The organism is Neisseria sp. P0022.S010 (assembly GCF_051956635.1).
This window is the reverse complement of the sequence record NZ_JBQCXF010000009.1, coordinates 1-18,877: the sequence shown is the minus strand read 5'-3', so window position 1 is coordinate 18,877 and position 18,877 is coordinate 1. Positions and strand designations below refer to the sequence as shown.

The window sequence follows — 18,877 nt, the reverse complement described above, 5'->3', positions numbered from 1 at the left end:
AATTTACTACTTCAGTATTATAGCAAGATCCGGATTTCCTGCACGAAAAAAGCGCATCCTTTTGCAGAATGCGCTTTCTATTCGAGATTCGAAATCAAATCTTAGAATTTAGCACCAGACTGATTAGCCATGTAATCAACTGCAGCTTTCACTTCATCATCGCTCAGGCTACCGTTACCGCCTTTGGCAGGCATTGCGTTAAAGCCTTCGAGTGCGTGTTTGTGCAGGGTGTCTTTACCTTGTTTGATACGAGGAGCCCAGTCTTCTTTTTTACCTACATGAGGAACACCTGGAACTGCACCGCCGTGACATGCTTGGCAGTTGGCTTCGTAAACTTTTTTGCCGTCTGCGCCGCCGGCTGCCGGAGCTGCCGCACCTTTGTCATCTGCTTTGGCCGCATCTGCTTTAGGGGCTTCTGCAGGAGCTGCACCTTCAGCCGCCGGAGCTGAAGCGGCTTCACCGGAAGCGGCTGCATCGGCAGGAGCTGCGGCATCCGGATCAGGAAAGGTACCGCCACTCTTGTTCGCCATGTAAGCGATGACGCGTTTGAGTTCTTGGTCGGTCAAATCGGCTGCGCCGCCTTTTGCAGGCATGGCGTTAAAGCCGTTCAAAGCGTGTTGGAAAAGGGTGTCGAAGCCTTGGGCGATACGGGGAGCCCATTCGCCGTTGTTTTCGATTTTCGGCGCGTTGGGGACGGATTTGTCTGCGCCGTGACACTGGATACAGATTTTGTTGAAAATCTGATCGCCTTTGCGTTCGCCTACCGGAATGCCGTCTCCCAAGGTAAGCTGTCCTACGGGCTGGATGCGGGTTTGGGTAGCAGTTTCGGAAGATTGGGCAACGTCTGCATACGAGCCGCTGCCCGCCAATTTGATGAGGAAGTAAATGACTGCAATGGCAATAACGATACCGCTCACAAGGGTAAACAATGCAGAGCCTTGGGCTTTGGAGTCGCGGAGTTGTTTCATTTGGTAGGCCTCGCCGTTAGGTTAGGTTGTGCTGTAAGTTATAGTTTATGTGTTAAACGCAGTTAACAATATTTTGCTGGATTATACTGAATTCGCAAAGGCTTTCCAATCCATCTTGAGAAAAAGATACGCAAAAATCCTCAAAAAGGCCATCTGATTCTTGTAAACCTTTGTAGTTATTTGAATATTCCACCCATGCAAAAGCGTGACCGCCAATACCACTTTCAGACACTTTCAAGATAAACTTTGCCAATAAAGCCAATATGCGTTAACCTTACGGCTTTCGCACCCATAGCTCAGTTGGAAGAGTGTCAGTTTCCGAAGCTGGAGGTCACAGGTTCGATCCCTGTTGGGTGCGCCAATTATAAAGAGGCCGTCTGAAAGATGAAAATTTTTCAGACGGCCTTTTGATTTACTTCAAATAAAACTACATTCAATTTCAGATTAAACGGCTATTGCAACACTTTGGCAAATGCCTCAGCCACATAATCGATATTCGATGCATTCAAACCGGCCACACACATCCTGCCCGAATCCAGCAGATAAACGGCAAACTCGTCGCGCAGGCGGTGTACCTGCTCTACGGTCAGGCCTGTATAGCTGAACATGCCGCGCTGTTTGATGAAATAACTGAAATCGCGATTGGGGATTTTGGCCGTCAAAACATCATAAAGTTTCTGACGCATGGCACGGATGCGGTCGCGCATGGCATAAACCTCGTTTTCCCACAAAGCACGCAAATCATCGCTGTTCATCACATCAGAAGCGATGTATGCGCCATGCGTGGCAGGACTGGAATAAATACGGCGGACGGTAAATTTCAACTGTCCGAACACCAGCTCTGCTTCTTCCTTATTGGGACACACTACGCTCAAACCGCCGACGCGCTCGCCGTACAGCGACAGGTTTTTCGAGAAAGAGTTGCTGACAAACAAAGGCAGACCCATTTCGACGGCTTTACGAATCGCATATGCATCGCTGTCCAAATCCTCGCCGAAACCTTGATAGGCAATGTCCATAAACGGAATCAGCTTGTGCGTTTTAATGATGTCCAACACTTCATCCCATTGCGCTTGCGACATATCGACGCCGGTCGGGTTTTGACAGCATGGATGTAAAATCAAGACGCTGTTTTCCGGCAAGGTCTTGAAAAACGCAGTCATTTCTTCAAATTTTACGCCGACGGTTTCAGGGTTGTAATAAGGATACGTCCCCACTTCAAAACCGGCGCCTTCAAAAATACCCTTATGGTTGTCCCAAGTCGGGTCGCTGACATAGGCTTTCGCTTCAGGGAACCAACGGTGCAAAAAGTCGGCACCGACTTTCAACGCCCCCGAGCCGCCCAAAGTCTGTATGGTTGCAACGCGCCCTTCTGCCAGCGCCTGATTATCCTTGCCAAACAACAAATACTGAACCGCGCTTCGATAAGTGTCCAAACCTTCCATCGGCAAATAAGGCGATGGGCGCGGTACGGCCGCACGCTCTGCTTCTGCCCGGCGGACAGATTCCAAAACCGGCATTTTGCCTTCGTCATCAAAATAAATGCCTATGCTCAAATTGACTTTTTCAGGGCGCTCGTCGCGTTTGAAGGTTTCAACCAAACTCAAAATCGGGTCGCCCGGATAATACTCGACATGACGGTACATGGTGCTTCCTTTGTTTTTAGACAGAATGGGGAAGATTGTGGCACTAAAAGGCCTTATTTGCAAAATCAGGCCGTCTGAAAAAATTCAGACGGCCTGATTATTTTGAAACGCTACCAATCTACCCGTTTCAAATCATTTTGTGCCAATACATCCGCATGCTCGCTGCGGCTTTGATATTCCCTGTCCTGCAAAATGCGGCGCGCGACATAATTCAAATGCAGTTTGGCCGCTTCCGCCGCCTCGGCCGGTTTGGCCTGAGCAATGGCTTCAAAAATAGTGCGGTGCTGGGCAATCAGTGTCGGGCGCGGATCTTCGGTTTGATGGATATAGATAATGCCGCTGCGTGTTTGCTGATAAAGCATTTTGAGCAGGCTGCTGGAAAGGTGGCTGAACAGGATATTGTGTGCGGCATCGGCAATGGTTTGATGAAAGCTGACGTCTGCTTCGGCTTGATGCTCCAAATTTCCGCTTTCGCAGGCCGCTTCAAATTTCTGCCGCCAAAAGTCAATGCGTTTCAAATCGGCATCAGTCCGTCTTTCGGCGGCCAGTGCCGCCATACAGCCTTCAACATGGCAGCTGAAATCGAATACATCTGTTTCCCAATTGGTATGTTTGCCGAGCAAATCCTGCCAGCTTTGTAAAAAATCCTGCTGCGGTTTGACGGAAACATAATAGCCATCGCCCTGCCGCGCTTCCAAAACCTGCTTGGCAATTAAAATATTCAACGCCACCCTGACCGACGGCCGCGATACGCCGAATTCTTCAGCGAGCGTACGTTCGGGAGGCAATTTACTGCCTTCTTCATAAATGCCGGTCGCAATACGTTCTTCCAAAACGGCTAAAACCTGATCGCTGATTTTTTGCGGACGAACCAATTTCGTCATGTTGTATTCCTGATGATTGAAGGACAGTTTTATTCAGACGGCCATAAATTGGATTGACCAATTGGCCGCCCATTCTAATCAATCCCCTATTTTTTCGTCAAGAAATGCCATTCTTCCCATCGCAAGCAGTTTAATTCAAACACATCCATTTTTATTGATTAACCTCACCAATGCCTTCAAATCAATATTTTGGTATGACCAATCTTAATAAACAACCTATACGCTAAAAATCTGAAAATATTGATTTAGATTAAAATCCCACTGCTTCTATTTTACTAGACTTTATGTATAATACTTAGGTATTAGTTAACATAATTCCTAATAATAGAGAGAAACGATATGAAATACCCACCATTACTTATCTTACCCATTGCCTTAGCCGTATCCCAAGCATGGGCAGAGACTAACCCTACACCTGAAGAAACAGTTACCCTTTCCCCTGTCACCGTCACCGGCACACAACAACAAAAAGCCAATCGCGTTACTTTCAACCCCAAAGCTGCTTTGCAACCCCTCCCTGCCGGAGACGGGGCAGACCTTTTACAATCCGTGCCCAACATGAGCATCATCCGCAAAGGCGGCAGCTCGGGCGATCCGTTATTCCGCGGTTTGGGTGGCTCACGCCTCTCCGTCAATGCCGACGACCAGTTTATTTATGGCGGTTGCGGTATGCGCATGGACCCGCCGACTGCCTATATCCACCCCAATTCATTTGATAAAGTCGTCGTTACCAAAGGCCCGCAAACTGTTACCCAAGGCATGGGCTTGGTCAGCGGCTCAGTGCAATTTATCCGTAAAGATCCTGATTTCACTGAGAAACCTTACAACATTAACGCCACCCTGACAGCAGGCAGCAACGACCGCCTTGACGGCTCGTTGGAAGCCGAGTTCGGCGGCAAATACGGCTACGTCCGTACCAATATTTCCCATAACGAAGCCGACGATTACAAAGACGGCGACGGCAACCGCATTCACTCCAACTTCAAACGCGATAGCCAAATGGTGCAACTGGGCATCACCCCGACAGAAAATACCACCATTGCCGGCACATACGAGCGCAGCAGGGCCAAGGTTGCCTACGCCGACCGCATGATGGACGGCAGCAAATTCGACCGTGATGCATGGAACATCCGTTTTACCCAACGCAACCTTACCCCATGGTTCAGCGAGTTGGAACTGCGCTACGGTAAAAGCGAAATCGACCACGTGATGGACACATACAGCCTGCGTACCATCTACAATCCTGCCGGCAAGCAGATTAAAAATGCCAACAACCCTAAACGCAATACCGATACAGGCCGTCTGAAAGCCACTTTCGACTGGGACAAGCTCAACCTGCAAACCGGTTTGGATTATCTGGACGACGTCCACGTCGCACGCATGGAGCGCGGCGGCGACGGCTACAGCCACAAGCCTTACATGCCCAACCAAAGTTTCAAACAATGGGGTATTTTCACCGAAGCTTCTTGGCAGCAAACCGACAATCAACGCTGGGTAGCAGGTTTGCGCCATGACCAAGTCAAAGCGCATTACGATACCGCGCGCGTGACCGACCCCGTTTTGAAACATCAAAAATTCAATTTGAACTCAGGCTTCCTGCGTTGGGAAAGAAATACGGACAACGGCCTGAAATACTATGCCGGCTTCGGTATTGCCGAACGCGCACCTGACTACTGGGAACGCCTGCGCTCTGAAAATAAAGCCATCCGCGCAGAGCAAAACCGCCAAATCGATGCAGGTGTAATCTGGAAACGTCCTAATCTCCACGCGTCTGTATCCGTATTCGGCAGCGACATCAAAGACTTCATCATGATGGAGCGCCAAGGCATGAATTTCAGCGTGCGCAACATCAACGCTTCACGCTTTGGCGGCGAAGCCGAAGTCAAATGGACATTTGCGCCTAACTGGGAAGTCGGCACCAGCCTCGCCTACACCCACGGCAAAAACCGTACCGACGGCAAACCTTTGGCACAAACGCCGCCGCTCGAGTGGAACAACACCCTTGCCTTTGACAACGGTAAATTCAGCGCAGGCGCATTGTGGCGCGTCGTGGCCAAGCAAAACCGTTACAGCAAAGGCCAAGGCAATATCGTCGGCCAAGACATCGGCGCATCTTCAGGCTTTGGCGTACTCTCGCTCAACGCCGGTTGGAAATTCAGCAAATACGCCACATTGCAAGGCGGCGTGGACAACGTGTTCAACAAAACCTATGCTGAATTCGTCAGCCGCGGCGGCGACCCGTCTGCCGGTACTCAAACCATGCGCGTGAACGAACCCGGCCGTACTGCATGGCTGAGACTGCAAGCGAAGTTCTAACCCAGCATCGCGCATCTATAAAAAGGCCGTCTGAACATTTTTCAGACGGCCTTAATATTTTTCATGATGTTTTAAACAAACAGCCCGAAGTTGCATTGCTTCGCCGGACTGTTTGCTCACTATCGGTTTAAATCAAACCCAAAGAGTTGATGAACACCACAACAATCGCAATCGGCGCAAGATAGCGAAGCGCACCCAGCCACAGGCAAAGCAGCTGTTTCGGCACGGTACTGCCCATGCCCGCATCGCGCAGGACGGACTGTTTGTCCTGAATCCATGACGTAAACACGGCAACACTCAAAGCACCGATCGGCATGATGACGGCGGAAATGATGAAATCCCACAAGTCAAAAATGGTTTTGCCGAAAATTTTAAACTCACTCCATACGCCGAAAGACAGCGCCGAAGGAATACCGACTATGAAAATCGCAATACCGATTATCCAAGTGTGGCTGCTGCGCTTTTTCTCGTCTTGGCGGATGGTTGCCGCAATCACGGTTTCCAGCATGGAAAATGCGGAAGTCAGCGTTGCAAAAACAACCAACAGCATGAATACGGCGAATAAATAAGTACCCATCGGCATTTTCATGAAAACCGCAGGCAACACGACAAAAATCAGGCCGGGGCCTTGGCCGGGTTCAAAACCGAAGGCAAATACCGCAGGGAAAATCACCAAACCGGCCAGCAATGATACAAACAGGTTCATCCACATAATCGTATGGCCGGAGCGGAACATATCCTGATCCTTACCCAAATACGAGGCATAGGTAATCATCGCGGACACGCCAATACTCAATGCAAAAAATGCCTGACCCAAAGCAGTCAGCATCGTACCCGGTTTCAAATACGACCAATCCGGTTTCAACAAGAATGCCACGCCCTCCATTGCGCCGGGCAAGGTCAGCGAACGAACGGCCAGCGCGATAAAGAGGATAAACAAACCCGGCATCAACACGCGGTTTGCCTTTTCAATGCCGTCTGAAATGCCGCCTTTAACCACCCAAATGGTAATCAGCATGAACAAGCCTTGGTAAAACAGCGAACCAAACGGTGAAGAAATCGTGTTGCCGAACAAGGCTTCAAAGTCTGCACCGGCATGAATTTCACCGGTAAAGCTGTGCACGACGTAGTTCAACACCCAGCCGCCGACCACGCTGTAAAACGACAGCAAAATAAAACACGCGGCCACACCCATGCGGCCGACCCACGGCCACTGCGAACCCGGGCGCAATACTTTAAAGGAATCAATGGCGTTTTTACCGCCTGTACGGCCGATGTAAAACTCGGCCAGTTGAACCGGCAAAGCCACCAAAATGGTGAAAATCAAAAACAAAAGAAAGAATACGGCGCCGCCGTTGGTACCGGCTGTATAAGGGAATTTCCAAATTGCACCCAAACCGATGGCCGAGCCTGCCGCAGCAAGCACAAAGCCGATTTTGGATGACCAAGACGAATGATTGCTCATGATGTAAGATTAAGAAACGTGAAGATGCCGAATTGTAACAGGGTGAAGTCAAGCCGTGAGTGGCCGGCAGACCGCCGATAAGCAATTCGCACGGATGGTGCGTACTTATCAAGCAAATTGGCATGAATTTTTGATAATGGAGTTTTTAATAGCACAAAACTAATTTTTATATTTTAAATTTGACGGTTTATTTTAAAAATAAGCATATAAAAGGCCGTCTGAAACCTTGTTTCCAAGTTTCAGACGGCCTTTATCTTGAAACCGTTTTATTTTTTCATGGCATCGGTCAACACTTTGACATTGTAGCGGTACATGCCGATGTAGCTGTTGGCCGGTGCGCCACCCAGTGCATCGGAATACAAACGTCCGCTGACGTTGACGCCGGTTTCTTTGGCGATACGGTCAATCATGCGCGTGTCTTTGATGTTTTCGGTAAAGACAGCTTTAATGCCCTCGCGTTTGATTTGGCGGATGATGGAAGCCACTTGTTTGGCAGACGGCTCGGCTTCGCTGCTCACGCCTTGAGGGGCGATGAATTCAATATTGTAGCGTTTGCCCATGTAAGAGAACGCATCGTGTCCGGTCAAGACTTTACGCTTGGCGGCAGGTACAGCATTAAAGGCAGCCTGCACATCGCTGTGCAGTTTTTTCAGCTGCATTTGATAGTTGCCCAAACGTTGCTGATAGTAGGTTTTGCCTTCAGGGTCGGCTTGAATCAGCGCATTGGCAACGTTTTGCGCATAAGTGCCCATCAAGACGGGGTCGGTCCAAACGTGCGGGTCAAATTCGCCGTGATCGTGATGATGGCCTTCGTGATCGTGGTCATGATGATGACCGCCCTCTTCTGCTTTCAAAGCCTGAATGCCTTTGGTCGCTTCGGCGAAAGGCACTTTGCTCTGTTTGACTGCGCGCTGTACATCGGCGGCTTCCAAGCCCAAGCCGTTGAGCAATACCAATTTTGCACTGCGGATTTTTTTGATGTCGCCGCTGGTCATGTGGTAGGCATGACTGTCTTGGTTGGCACCCACCAAGCTTTGAACGGCCACGCGGTCACCGCCAATCTGTTTGGCCACGTCGCCCAAAATGCTGAAGCTGGTCACAACAGGCAACGGAGCGGCATAAGCGGCACCGGTCAATAATGCGGCAACGATGCCGAGTTTCCAATGTTTCATATTCTCTCCATTGATATAACGTAACATTAACATCATCATAAAACAGACCGCCTGATTATTCAAGCGGCCGTCTGAAAAATCATGCCGTGCGGTGTTTTTTACGGCGCAACCATTTTGCCAAAATGCCGCCCTCCCAACCGAACACGACGGAAATCAGGTAAAGCGTGCCGCAGCATAAAATAATCGCCGGGCCGGACGGGATTTCGATATGGTAGGAAAACAACAGTCCTGCCAAACCGCAAAGCAAAGCCAATGCGACCGACAAAATCATCAACCAACCCATGCTTTTCGCCCACAGTCTGGCGGTAATCGCCGGCAACATCATCAAACCGACCGACATCAGCGTGCCCAATGCCTGGAAACCGGCAACCAGATTCATCACGACCAGCACCAAAAACAACACATGCCAAAAGCCGCCCTTACCGCCGACAGCCTTGAGGAACAAAGGGTCTATGCTTTCCAACACCAGCGGGCGGAACATGACCGCCATCAGCAAAATAGTCACACTCGCAGAAACGGCAATCAGCTGCAAAGCCGGAATATCCACCGCCAAGACCGAGCCAAACAGCAAATGCAGCAAATCGACGCTGCTGCCGTTTTTGCTGACCAAAACCACGCCGATGGCGAGGCTGCTCAAATAAAATGCGGCAAAGTTCGCGTCTTCTTTCAATGAAGTAAACCGGCTGACCAAACCTGCCAACAAAGCCATCAGCAAACCGGCCGCAAAACCGCCGACACTCATCGCAGGCAAACTCAAACCGGCAAACATATAGCCAATGGCCGCACCGGGCAAAACCGCATGGCTCAAGGCATCGCCCACCAAACTCATGCGGCGCATCACCAAAAACACACCGACAGGCGCCGCACTCAATGCCAGGCAGAAAATCGATGCCAGGGCATAGCGCATAAAGTCAAATTCGGTGAACGGTGCGACGACCAAATCATATAAATCCATGTTTTATCGCTTTTTTATTAATCTCTGAAAGCCTGAGGCCGTCTGAAAAACACTTACTTTCAGACGGCCTTGTCCATTAAACCGCGCACCAATCGGCCGCTTCCTGCTTCTGCATCATTCGGTTGGCCTGTGCCAAAAATTCATCGGTCAACACATTTTCCGTCGCACCGGCAGTCACTTTTTCACGCGCCAAAAGCAGCGTGTTGGCAAAATATGCCCTCACCTGCTCGTAATCATGCAACACAGCAATCACTGCCTGACCGTCCTGATGGCACTGGCGCAAAACTTCCAACAGCGCATAAGTCGTCCGCGCATCCACTGCGTTAAACGGTTCGTCCAGCAGCAAAAATTTGGCATCCTGCACCAGCATCCGCGCAAACAATACGCGTTGGAATTGGCCATTGGACAAGTGCGCGATTTGGCGCGTGGCAAAATCCTGCATTTCCACGCGTTCCAAAGCCGCCATCACGCGCTTTTTCTGCGCCGCGTTTACGCGTCCGAAAAAGCCGATTTCATACCACAGCCCCATCGCCGCCAGTTCAAACACCGTCATCGGCTGGCTGCGGTCAATATCCGACTGCTGCGGCAAATAGGCAATATCCTTGCGCGCCATATTTTCATAGCGCACGCTGCCCGTATCCGTCTTCTGCAAACCCATGATGGCTTTGAGCAAAGTCGATTTGCCCGCGCCGTTCGGCCCGAAAATCGTCCACATCTTGCCATCTTCAAACACCATATCGACATGGTGCACCACCGGCCTGCGCTGATAGCTGACCGTCAGATTTTCCACCACGATACTCATGGCGACACCGCCCAAAAATACACAGCCCACAACGCCGCCAATGCGGCAAGCGCAATCAGCAGCCTTTGCAGCAATCCGGTCAACAATACAGAATTCATAAGCCTAAAACCGCCCTTATCCGAATACGGACAACAGGCCGTCTGAAAGAAAATTAAAACATTAAAATGATACTGTATAACGTTAACCCTGTAAATTTCTTTCGTTTTCAGACGGCATCGGGCAAAAGGCCGAATATCGGTTACAATCCATTTTTTATTTGATGATTGTCCTATGTCTATTCCACTCTTAAACGAAAAACTCAATACCGAAACCGCCCGCATTTCATGGGAAGAGCTGCAACCCCACTTCGCACGCGGTGCCGCCGTCTATGTTGCGCCCGATTTGGATTTGATTGCCGTCGCCCGCCATGTTGCCGAAGATGAAGCCGCGCCATTGAAACAATGGATGGAACAAGGCAAATTCGGTGCCGTCAGCGATGATATGGCGCGTACTTTTCTAGCGGATAAGCAGGAAATGTGGGCGGTCGTTGTAGCGCCGTGGGTATTGGTACAGCCTTGCAAAGACTGATAAGGCCGTCTGAAAAAACAAAACCGGAACATTTCGCATGTTCCGGTTTTTCATTTTTCAGACGGCCTATTGCAACGTAAAGCCTGCTTTGAATTCAAGCTTCGGCACCCCGATAACGAAACGTTTGCCGATACTGTCTTCAAACTCATACGCGCCTTCGATGCTGCCCCAAGGCGTGCTGATTTGCGAGCCGCTGTTGTACTCATAGGCTTCGCCCGGGTACAAAACAGGCTGCTCTTCAATCAGGCCGACATGGCCAACTTGCTCTGTTTCACCGTGTCCGTCGGTGATTTCCCAAAAACGCTGACGCAAAGTAATGATTTCATCGCTGCGGTTGCAGATGGTAATCAGATAATTGAAGGCGTAGCGGTCGCGGTAGACGTCGCTTTGGCCGGCCATATAACGCGGCTCCACGTTAATCTCGATTTCGTTCATAATTGTTCACCCGTATATTTATTTTATTTAAAACCGGATAATTCCGGCGTGTCCGCCCTATTTTTGCAAAGGGTCGAAACACTTAAAACACATCACGCAATCCAATGAAACAGCCCCAAGACCAATAAAGTCATCACAGCCGCAATCAAATCATCAAGCATAATACCCAAACCTCCATGAATCCGCCGGTCAAACCATTTGATCGGCCAGGGTTTCAACGCATCAAACAAGCGGAAAATAACAAAAGCCGCCAGCCACCAGCTCCATTTAAACGGAATCAGCGACAGCACCAGCAGCATCGCGACAATTTCATCCCAAACGATACCGCCGTAATCCTGAATGCCCAGCTCCCTCTCGGTATAACCGCAAATGCGGATACCCCAGAAAAACAAGGCGATACACAATAAAAGCAATATCCAGCCGTCTATGCCCAACAGGCACAATACAAAAGCCAGAGGTAACGCGGCAAGCGTCCCTGCCGTACCCGGCGCAACCGGCGATAAGCCACTGCCGAAACCAAATCCTAAAAAACACAATGGTTTGTGCAACAGCCAAGAAAAAGTAGGTTTACGTTCAGCCAAAATGATCAAATCCTAAAGAAGTCAGTTCCAATACGCCGCCTTCGACATCTAAAATATTCAGACGGCCTGAGTCAGTCATTTTACCAATTCGGGCGACCGGTACGCCACTTTGTTCCGCCGCCTGACAAACACGTTCCCTGTCTTCTGGAGCAGCAGTAAAAATCAGTTCGTAATCATCGCCGCCGGCCAATACTGCCGACAACCATTGCTTGCGCGACAAAACGTTTTTCAATTCAGGCAACGACGGCACACAATCGGCAAAGATTTCCGCCCCGACAGCAGAGGCTTTTAAAATATGCCCCACATCTTGAGCCAGGCCGTCTGAAACATCTTGCACAGCATGGGCAAACGGCAGCAATGCCAGCCCCAATGAAACGCGCGGCTCCGGACGGAGCAATTTATCATCGCAAACCGCCATGATTTCAGACGGCAATTGATAATGCCCCAGATGTTGGTTCAAAGCAGCGGCAGCCAAACCCAAGCGGCCCGATACCCAAATATCGTCGCCGACTTCGGCCGCATCACGCCGCAGGGCACGCCCTGTCGGCACTTCGCCCACTATCGTTACATTAAAGACCAAATCGCCTTTGGTGGTATCGCCACCAATCAACACCGTATCAAAACGCGCGGCCAAAGCAAAAAAGCTATCGCAAAAACGTTTGAGCCAGTCTTGATTCAATTCAGGCAGCGCAGCACTGAGCAACACCCACCGCGGCTTGGCACCCATAGCGGCCATATCGGATAAATTTACTGCAAGCATTTTCCATGCCAAATCTTCAGGCGAAACATCTTCAAAAAAATGTCTGCCCTTAACCAACATATCAGCGCTAAAACATAAATCAAATCCGTTACTTGGGCGAATAATAGCGGCATCGTCGCCTATGCCCAAAATCAAACCTTCCGATTTTTGTCGCTGCAAATATTGTCTGATAAAGTCAAATTCCGTCATATTTATCCAATATAACTATAACCTAGATTACTATATCTAATTTTGTGCCAGCCTGATGAGTGCCTATTAACACGTCAAACATCAAACTTTCATATTATTAGATATAAAACTGAATAAGTTAAAGGCCGTCTGAAAATACAGATTTCAGACGGCCTCATGTTTTCAAACCACTCTGAGCAGGTAGATTTACAGATAGACGATTTCTCCTGTCCGCCCCCTGCTCTCTCGGCTTGCCCACCAAATAAATTGCGGCAGGACATCTTCGTAGTTTTTACGTTCGCTTTTCGATTCGCCCGGATGGGATTTGATACGTTGCGGCGAATTGATGGCACCCGGCACCAAAACATTGGCACGCAGGTTGTCAAAACGTTCCCACTCGTCCGCAGCCACTTTACACAAATAATTAAGCGCGGCTTTAGAAGCTCCGAAACCGCCCCAATAGGCTTGCGGTTTTTCTCCGTGGCTTTCGCCGACAAAAATCACAGAAGCGTCTTCCGATTGCTTCAACAATGGGAACAGCGCACGGGTCAGGCCCATAGGCGCAACGGTATTGATACGGTATTGGTTGACCCATTCCGATACGGTTTGGAAATCCAACGGCGACAAAGCATAGAAATAGCTGGCGCAATGCACCACGCCATCCAATTTTCCGCCGGTAGCTTCATCAATGGTTTCTGCGAATTGCTTAAACTCTTTCTCCTCCGCACTCATCAAATCAAAGCAGATGGCAAACGGTTCTGGGCTGCCCGCAGCCACAATAGCATCATATACTTTTTCCAAACGCTTTTGATGACGCGCCACCAAAATAACAGTCGCTCCGGCCGCCGCATAGGCTTTGGCAACCTGCTCGCCCAAACCTTGGGATGCGCCGGTAACCAAAATGGTTTTGTCCGCTAATGTCGTCATGACTTTTCCTTGAACTTTATGGTTTTAGATATTTTATCGGCTTGGTAAGTTTTGTAAAGTCAAAAAGGCCGTCTGAACATTCAGACGGCCTCAGTTTATTCAACCCTCAAATCCAGCATAAGCTTTTCAGCCGCGGCAAAACCTGACTGAACCGCCGCTTCCAAGGTTGCCGGATAACGCGGATGAAGATAATCGCCAGCCGGATAAATACGGTGATGGTGCAGCCATGAGAAATCAGGCTGTACAAAATCAACCGTTGCCGCCGTAGTCGCGCGTTTTTCCGTAATAATGCGTACGGCTTCGGGTTTATCCAAATCCGAACAAACCCGCTTAATGTCCGCATGAATTTTCTCGGCTAAATCTTTGTCCTTCCAAGCCTCGGTGTAATCGGAAACGCTGATGACGACCGCGACTTCATTATCCGGCAAACCCAACGCTCCCCGATGCAGCACCCACTGCGCCGTACCATCGGCAAACCCGGTTAAAGGCGCAGGCAGCTTGACTGCTTGGGCATAACGCAAATAAACCGTAGTAATCGCATGGTAATGCAACGATTGATAGACCGTCTGAATATAGTCAGGCGTATCTTCAGGCAAAAGCGCGTCAACATGATATGACGCAACGGCTAAAATCACCGCATCAAATACTTCGCCATTGATTTCAATTCGGCCATCGATATGATGGTTTAAATGTGTAATACGGGTTTCAAGATGTATTTTTGCACCATGCTTGTGCAGGAAATCCAAAGCTGGTTCGGCTACGATCCGCCCTAAATCCTGCTTAGGCAAAAGATAATCGCTGTTCGCCTTTTCAGACCACACTCCATCATTCAATACATTGCATAAAATGCGCAACGATGCCTGTTCTAACGGCGTATTTAAAGCACCCCAAACCAAAGGTTGCCAAAATTGGCCAAGCAGGCTGCGCGGAACATTTCGTGTTCTCAACCACTTTGCAACCGTCAAATCGGTTTTATGATGGCCTGCCCAACGTTGCAATGCCGACATATCCGACAGCAATTTGATTCTCAATGAAAAGGAAAGATTTTTTGCACGCAGGATACCGACAAGCAAATGCCACGGTGCAGGCAGAGAGGCCGTCTGAAACTGCAATCCCTCATGGATGTACCATTGCAAAGGCTGGCGTAAAAAGGCTGATTCAGGTTGAACGCCAATATGTCGCATCAAAGTTTGGACACCATGATACGCGCCCAACAAGATATGCTGCCCATTATCCAAAAAGCTGAATCCATCATCTTTCCCGGCTAAGGTACGCGCTCTACCGCCCGCTCGCCTCCCGGTTTCAAACAAAGCAATATCAGCTCGATGAATCAGAGAAACCGCCGCAGACAAACCTGCCCAACCGGCACCAATCACAGCAATTTTTGGACGCCGAATATTCATGGTTTAAATCCAAACAGCCAAGTTTTCAAAGCAATACGTTTTTTACGGGGAGAAGGAATCGCAATTTTGTAAGTCAACACATTTTGCGCACCATCACGGTCGATTTCATTTAACAACGCATAATAAATGGCCGCCATAATCAGGCCGACTTTTTGCGATTTCTTATCCGCAGCCGGCAAAAGCAACATAGCCTCACGATAAGTTTCACGCGCCCTATCCACTTGAAACTGCATTAATTTCGCAAAATTGTCTGTCGGTTTACACTGCATGATGACGTTGGCAGGCACATCAAATTTCTGCATTTCCTCTATCGGCAGATAAATTCTGCCCTGCCGCGCATCTTCGCCCACATCACGAATAATGTTCGTCAACTGCAAAGCCAAGCCCATTTTTTCCGCATATTCCAAAGTTTGGGGATTGGAAAAACCTAAAATCCGTGCAATAAGACGCCCCACAACTCCGGCAACACGGTGGCAATACAGCTTTAATTCATCAAAACTACCATAACGAGCCTGCTCCAAATCCATCTGCATGCCATCAATCAAAGCTTCAAACTCATTCTTCGGCAAATCAAAACTTGCCCGAATATCCTTTAAAGCCTGATGAACGGGATGCTCAGGCATCTCATTATTAAACACTTTCTCCAAATCACTGCGCCACCAATTCAAGGTAATCTGAGCTACATTCGGATCGGTACAGCCATCGACTACATCATCCAGTTCACGACAAAAAGCGTATAAAACAGTGATCGCATTTCGTTTTTCTACTGATAAAAAACGAAAACCGGATAAAAAACTGGAATGGCTTTCCGCAGCCTTTTGACAACAATAATCTAAAGCAAGCACTGTGTATCCTAAAAATATTGTTATAAATAATTAGCAGGGATTTTATCCGTATTTAAAAAAGTACGCCAATATCAAAACCCATCTTACAACAAGGCCGTCTGAAAGCTGATTTCAGCATCTTTCAGACGGCCCAAGACCTTGCGATAATATAGGAAGATTTTAGTCAATTAAAAATTTTATGGCGCATTTTTATGCATCAAATGTCGTCAACAGACTGAGACCTTTGCAAAATTCAACCTTTCAGACAGGCTTTTTTCCGTTAATCCTTATCCCTTTACCATTGGCATTATCACAGATACTATATTAAATTCATTGTCATAATTTAATTGTCGGTCAGTTTATCTGTCAAAGAAAATTTATGTTCCACCGTATTCCATTAATCTCTACACTGTTTCTCTCTGCCACACTTTCTACCGTCCAGGCAGTAGATAAGCCATTTGCTGCCGATAATGCATATTGGACGGCGCAGCCATTTTGTAGTGGGCGTTACCAAATTAACTTACCATCTAACCGTATAAGTGGAACTGGTTGGCTTAAATACAATGGTTGGCAGATAAGAGTGCGACCAGATTATTGGAATCTAGAAGTAGAATCCGCATTAGAGGTTAAAGAAAAAGGATATAATGGAAGTGATAGTTTTATAGAAAACCGTACAGTTATTCCTAATAAAGCGATAGCTATGGTGACACAGGCTCCGGGTTCTTGGGAACACTCGGTGTCAAAGCATCTAAAAGGGATGATCTATTATGTCGATTTCTATTTCAAGCTAGGTAAGAACGATGCCTATTCCATTAGGGCTTTTGTACGCATTATGCCTGTCAATGGTAAAGAGCCACCAAACCTTAAACAGCTGGAAAAAAGTAAAGTTGACGAAGCTATTAGGCATATACGAAATGATTTTTTCGATAAATTGAGAGATCGTAATGAAAGTGAAATTCCGCAGCAACAGGGTATCTGTTTAACAGAGGGATTTATTGTCGATAAGGGAACTGAGCCGTTTTTTGGCAGTGCGGGCATCAAAATCAAAGACTATAAAGACGTTTATGCCGAGCTAACGACAGGTGGATCTTTGGAGAAAGATGACAAACCTTTATTGAAGCGAGATCTTGTTAAGAAAAATAGTGTTATGGGCAGACTTATGTCATGGGCAAAATATAGCACGATTCGCCAGGGAAGCCGGAACATCAATGGCATGGCCGGCAGTGAGAAACTTGTTAAGTGGCAGGGGAAACGATATCTATTTATTTGGGAAAAAGATGATGGCAGTGTGAGATTTAAGATGACTTTCGGTACCAGTGATAACAATTCTGCCGGTTCCCCATTAAGTGAAAAGGAGGCTTTAACGGCTTGGGATGCAATATTGCCGACATTGAAAAAACGGATTTAATTAGATTTTTAATGAATAGAAACTTACCAAATTTATTAGCTTTAAAGCTTAAGAAAGAGACAAAAATGAACCATAAATATCGTAGAAAAAATATATTTAAGTTTGGCTTATTATATAGTGCTATAGCAATAGTATTAACAGGATGTCGCTCTTGTTGGCCGATGTGTATCTAGAAACATTGTCTTTACAAGAATAGGTCGTCTGAAACCTTAAGTTAGATTTCAGACGGCCTTAGACATTTTTAAAATAGTTTTCTTTACTATTTCACGATGGCTGAAACTCAAACATAGAGTTTCGGCTGTTTTAGCTTTAAATCTCCTTTTTATTCTCCTCAGGCATCCCAGATGCCCAATAATTAGGTATCAGTGCCCTTTTTCTGGCACAAACAGGTGCTTCAATAGTGTAAAACACGCCATTTCCCCAATCAAAACGGGGGATACCAAATCTCATCCCAATCTATATTGTGAACGCTTATTTTGCAGAGCTGCTGACTTGTTTCATCCAGGCAAACAGTTCGTCCAAGTCATGATCGCCGCCGTGGCCGATATCCCAAGGCAGGGCGCAGTCGACGGTTTTGCCGTTGTTTTGCAGTTTGGCGGCAGGTTTGCGCCCGGTTTGCCGATGTAGTTGAGTGGGTTCATGATTTTGATGGTTTTTCATTTGTGATCTTTGCAAAATACCCAAAAAGTCTTTTAAATATTTTTGTGGGATTTAGGAGATTTTTGGAAATTATGCAAAGATCTCAAGCTCTCATTCTCGCCCCCAAACAAAGCCGCCCCGGGGCCCAACCGGCAAACGGTTCGGCCGCAGGGCGGCATATAGGCAGAATCCGGCTTATTTTTTCACGGCAGGCTGCGCAGCCTTAGGCGCGGCAGAAGAAACCGTCGCCTCCGCCTTCAACTTGTTCAGCACCGCATCACCAATACCCTTCACGTTTTTCAGCTCCTCCACCGATTTGAACGCACCGTTCTTCTGACGGTATTCCACAATCGCCTTCGCCTTAGCCGGACCGATACCCGGCAATGCCTCCAGTTCCGCAGAAGAGGCCGTATTGACGTTCACGGCAGCCAAAGAGAATGCCGTACACACGGCGGCAACTACACCAAATAAAAATTTCTTCATCAGGGTTTTCCTATAACGTGTCAGATTGAATCAACCGGGCCGTCTGCAGGACGGTTTTCCCCACCCCGCCGACACTGCCACACGACAGTAGAACACGGCCCTATTCCATATAAATGCATACGACATATTAACGCAAATACCGTTCGATTTCAAACATTCCAAACGGTTAACCGTAACTTTCGGTACTTTTGTGCAAGAATAACAACAGGGTAAATATTTCCGATTCCAATACCAAGATGCACAAATACTCCATAAACACCGGCATATCACTATCCCAATGTTTGATCCCAACACCCGTTATCCCAATTCTGCCGCCAAACCGACAGGAACAACAGGCAACAGAAACAACAGGCATGTAAAAAGCCCCCGACATCAGTCGGGGGCTTCGGAATGGGTGTTTGGCGGTGACCTACTTTCACATGGAAGAACCACACTATCATCGGCGCTGAGTCGTTTCACGGTCCTGTTCGGGAT

At 48.1% G+C, this 18,877-nt stretch carries 18 protein-coding genes, 1 tRNA gene and 1 pseudogene; 4 read left to right on the top strand and 16 right to left on the bottom strand.

Annotated features, from left to right (window positions below; all coding sequences use genetic code 11):
• Positions 1–101: 101 nt before the first annotated feature.
• Together ACTHUT_RS02275 and ACTHUT_RS02270 are read right to left on the bottom strand one after the other, a co-directional pair.
• Positions 102–968 (bottom strand): c-type cytochrome, encoded by an 867-nt coding sequence (locus tag ACTHUT_RS02275; RefSeq protein WP_440386678.1) that lies wholly within the window; start codon positions 966–968, stop codon positions 102–104.
• Positions 969–1,020: 52 nt separating this feature from the next.
• Positions 1,021–1,230, bottom strand: a complete 210-nt coding sequence (locus ACTHUT_RS02270; protein ID WP_049336282.1) for a hypothetical protein — start codon at positions 1,228–1,230, stop codon at positions 1,021–1,023.
• Positions 1,231–1,253: 23 nt separating this feature from the next.
• Between ACTHUT_RS02270 and ACTHUT_RS02265 the strand changes: the two genes are divergently transcribed.
• Positions 1,254–1,329 (top strand) — tRNA-Arg (locus ACTHUT_RS02265).
• A 91-nt stretch (positions 1,330–1,420) separates the two neighbouring features.
• On the opposite strand, the gene ACTHUT_RS02260 is transcribed toward ACTHUT_RS02265, so the two are convergent.
• Together ACTHUT_RS02260 and ACTHUT_RS02255 are read right to left on the bottom strand one after the other, a co-directional pair.
• On the bottom strand, positions 1,421–2,614 hold the full coding sequence (locus ACTHUT_RS02260; RefSeq protein WP_440386677.1) for an amino acid aminotransferase: 1,194 nt from the start codon (positions 2,612–2,614) through the stop codon (positions 1,421–1,423).
• Between the two features lie 110 nt (positions 2,615–2,724).
• Complete coding sequence (locus tag ACTHUT_RS02255) at positions 2,725–3,498, bottom strand: FadR/GntR family transcriptional regulator (RefSeq protein WP_003747565.1); 774 nt, start codon at positions 3,496–3,498, stop codon at positions 2,725–2,727.
• 339 nt (positions 3,499–3,837) lie between these two features.
• On the opposite strand from ACTHUT_RS02255, the gene ACTHUT_RS02250 reads away from it, so the two are divergent.
• Positions 3,838–5,814, top strand: coding sequence for a TonB-dependent copper receptor (locus ACTHUT_RS02250; protein WP_440386676.1), 1,977 nt, complete (start codon positions 3,838–3,840; stop codon positions 5,812–5,814).
• Positions 5,815–5,941: 127 nt separating this feature from the next.
• Here ACTHUT_RS02250 and ACTHUT_RS02245 read toward each other — a convergent pair whose 3' ends face one another.
• The 4 genes from ACTHUT_RS02245 to ACTHUT_RS02230 form a co-directional block, all read right to left on the bottom strand.
• Positions 5,942–7,279 (bottom strand): sodium-dependent transporter, encoded by a 1,338-nt coding sequence (locus ACTHUT_RS02245; protein ID WP_188208593.1) that lies wholly within the window; start codon positions 7,277–7,279, stop codon positions 5,942–5,944.
• 266 nt (positions 7,280–7,545) lie between these two features.
• On the bottom strand, positions 7,546–8,451 hold the full coding sequence (locus tag ACTHUT_RS02240) for a metal ABC transporter solute-binding protein, Zn/Mn family (protein WP_141752822.1): 906 nt from the start codon (positions 8,449–8,451) through the stop codon (positions 7,546–7,548).
• Between the two features lie 79 nt (positions 8,452–8,530).
• Positions 8,531–9,406, bottom strand: coding sequence for a metal ABC transporter permease (locus ACTHUT_RS02235; RefSeq protein ID WP_440386675.1), 876 nt, complete (start codon positions 9,404–9,406; stop codon positions 8,531–8,533).
• 76 nt (positions 9,407–9,482) lie between these two features.
• Positions 9,483–10,208, bottom strand: a complete 726-nt coding sequence (locus tag ACTHUT_RS02230; RefSeq protein WP_070607635.1) for a metal ABC transporter ATP-binding protein — start codon at positions 10,206–10,208, stop codon at positions 9,483–9,485.
• A gap of 270 nt (positions 10,209–10,478) precedes the next feature.
• Between ACTHUT_RS02230 and ACTHUT_RS02225 the strand changes: the two genes are divergently transcribed.
• The gene (locus tag ACTHUT_RS02225) at positions 10,479–10,775 is read left to right on the top strand and encodes a DUF2288 domain-containing protein (protein WP_049323125.1); all 297 of its coding nucleotides are present in this window, start codon (positions 10,479–10,481) and stop codon (positions 10,773–10,775) included.
• Between the two features lie 66 nt (positions 10,776–10,841).
• Here ACTHUT_RS02225 and apaG read toward each other — a convergent pair whose 3' ends face one another.
• The 6 genes from apaG to hpnD all read right to left on the bottom strand — a co-directional run bounded on the left by apaG (position 10,842) and on the right by hpnD (position 15,894).
• On the bottom strand, positions 10,842–11,210 hold the full coding sequence (gene apaG / locus ACTHUT_RS02220; RefSeq protein WP_070589688.1) for a Co2+/Mg2+ efflux protein ApaG: 369 nt from the start codon (positions 11,208–11,210) through the stop codon (positions 10,842–10,844).
• Between the two features lie 92 nt (positions 11,211–11,302).
• The gene (locus tag ACTHUT_RS02215; protein ID WP_003747579.1) at positions 11,303–11,791 is read right to left on the bottom strand and encodes a phosphatidylglycerophosphatase A family protein; all 489 of its coding nucleotides are present in this window, start codon (positions 11,789–11,791) and stop codon (positions 11,303–11,305) included.
• The gene (gene thiL / locus ACTHUT_RS02210; RefSeq protein ID WP_440386674.1) at positions 11,784–12,740 is read right to left on the bottom strand and encodes a thiamine-phosphate kinase; all 957 of its coding nucleotides are present in this window, start codon (positions 12,738–12,740) and stop codon (positions 11,784–11,786) included. Before thiL ends, ACTHUT_RS02215 begins: the two co-directional genes overlap by 8 nt.
• A gap of 186 nt (positions 12,741–12,926) precedes the next feature.
• Positions 12,927–13,646, bottom strand: coding sequence for an SDR family oxidoreductase (locus tag ACTHUT_RS02205; RefSeq protein WP_003747583.1), 720 nt, complete (start codon positions 13,644–13,646; stop codon positions 12,927–12,929).
• A 95-nt stretch (positions 13,647–13,741) separates the two neighbouring features.
• Positions 13,742–15,049, bottom strand: a complete 1,308-nt coding sequence (gene hpnE, locus ACTHUT_RS02200) for a hydroxysqualene dehydroxylase HpnE (protein ID WP_440386673.1) — start codon at positions 15,047–15,049, stop codon at positions 13,742–13,744.
• Complete coding sequence (hpnD, locus tag ACTHUT_RS02195; protein ID WP_440386671.1) at positions 15,046–15,894, bottom strand: presqualene diphosphate synthase HpnD; 849 nt, start codon at positions 15,892–15,894, stop codon at positions 15,046–15,048. Before hpnD ends, hpnE begins: the two co-directional genes overlap by 4 nt.
• 358 nt (positions 15,895–16,252) lie before the next feature.
• Here hpnD and ACTHUT_RS02190 point away from each other — a divergent pair, with 358 nt between their 5' ends.
• Positions 16,253–17,281 carry a T6SS immunity protein Tli4 family protein gene (locus tag ACTHUT_RS02190; protein ID WP_440386670.1) on the top strand — a complete coding sequence of 343 codons (1,029 nt, stop codon included), beginning with the start codon at positions 16,253–16,255 and terminating at the stop codon, positions 17,279–17,281.
• A 471-nt stretch (positions 17,282–17,752) separates the two neighbouring features.
• On the opposite strand, the pseudogene ACTHUT_RS02185 reads toward ACTHUT_RS02190, so the two are convergent.
• Positions 17,753–17,937 (bottom strand): annotated as a pseudogene (locus ACTHUT_RS02185) (subtype B tannase); the annotation flags it as partial.
• 178 nt (positions 17,938–18,115) lie between these two features.
• The gene (locus ACTHUT_RS02180) at positions 18,116–18,403 is read right to left on the bottom strand and encodes a ComEA family DNA-binding protein (RefSeq protein ID WP_049323884.1); all 288 of its coding nucleotides are present in this window, start codon (positions 18,401–18,403) and stop codon (positions 18,116–18,118) included.
• Positions 18,404–18,877 lie beyond the last annotated feature (474 nt).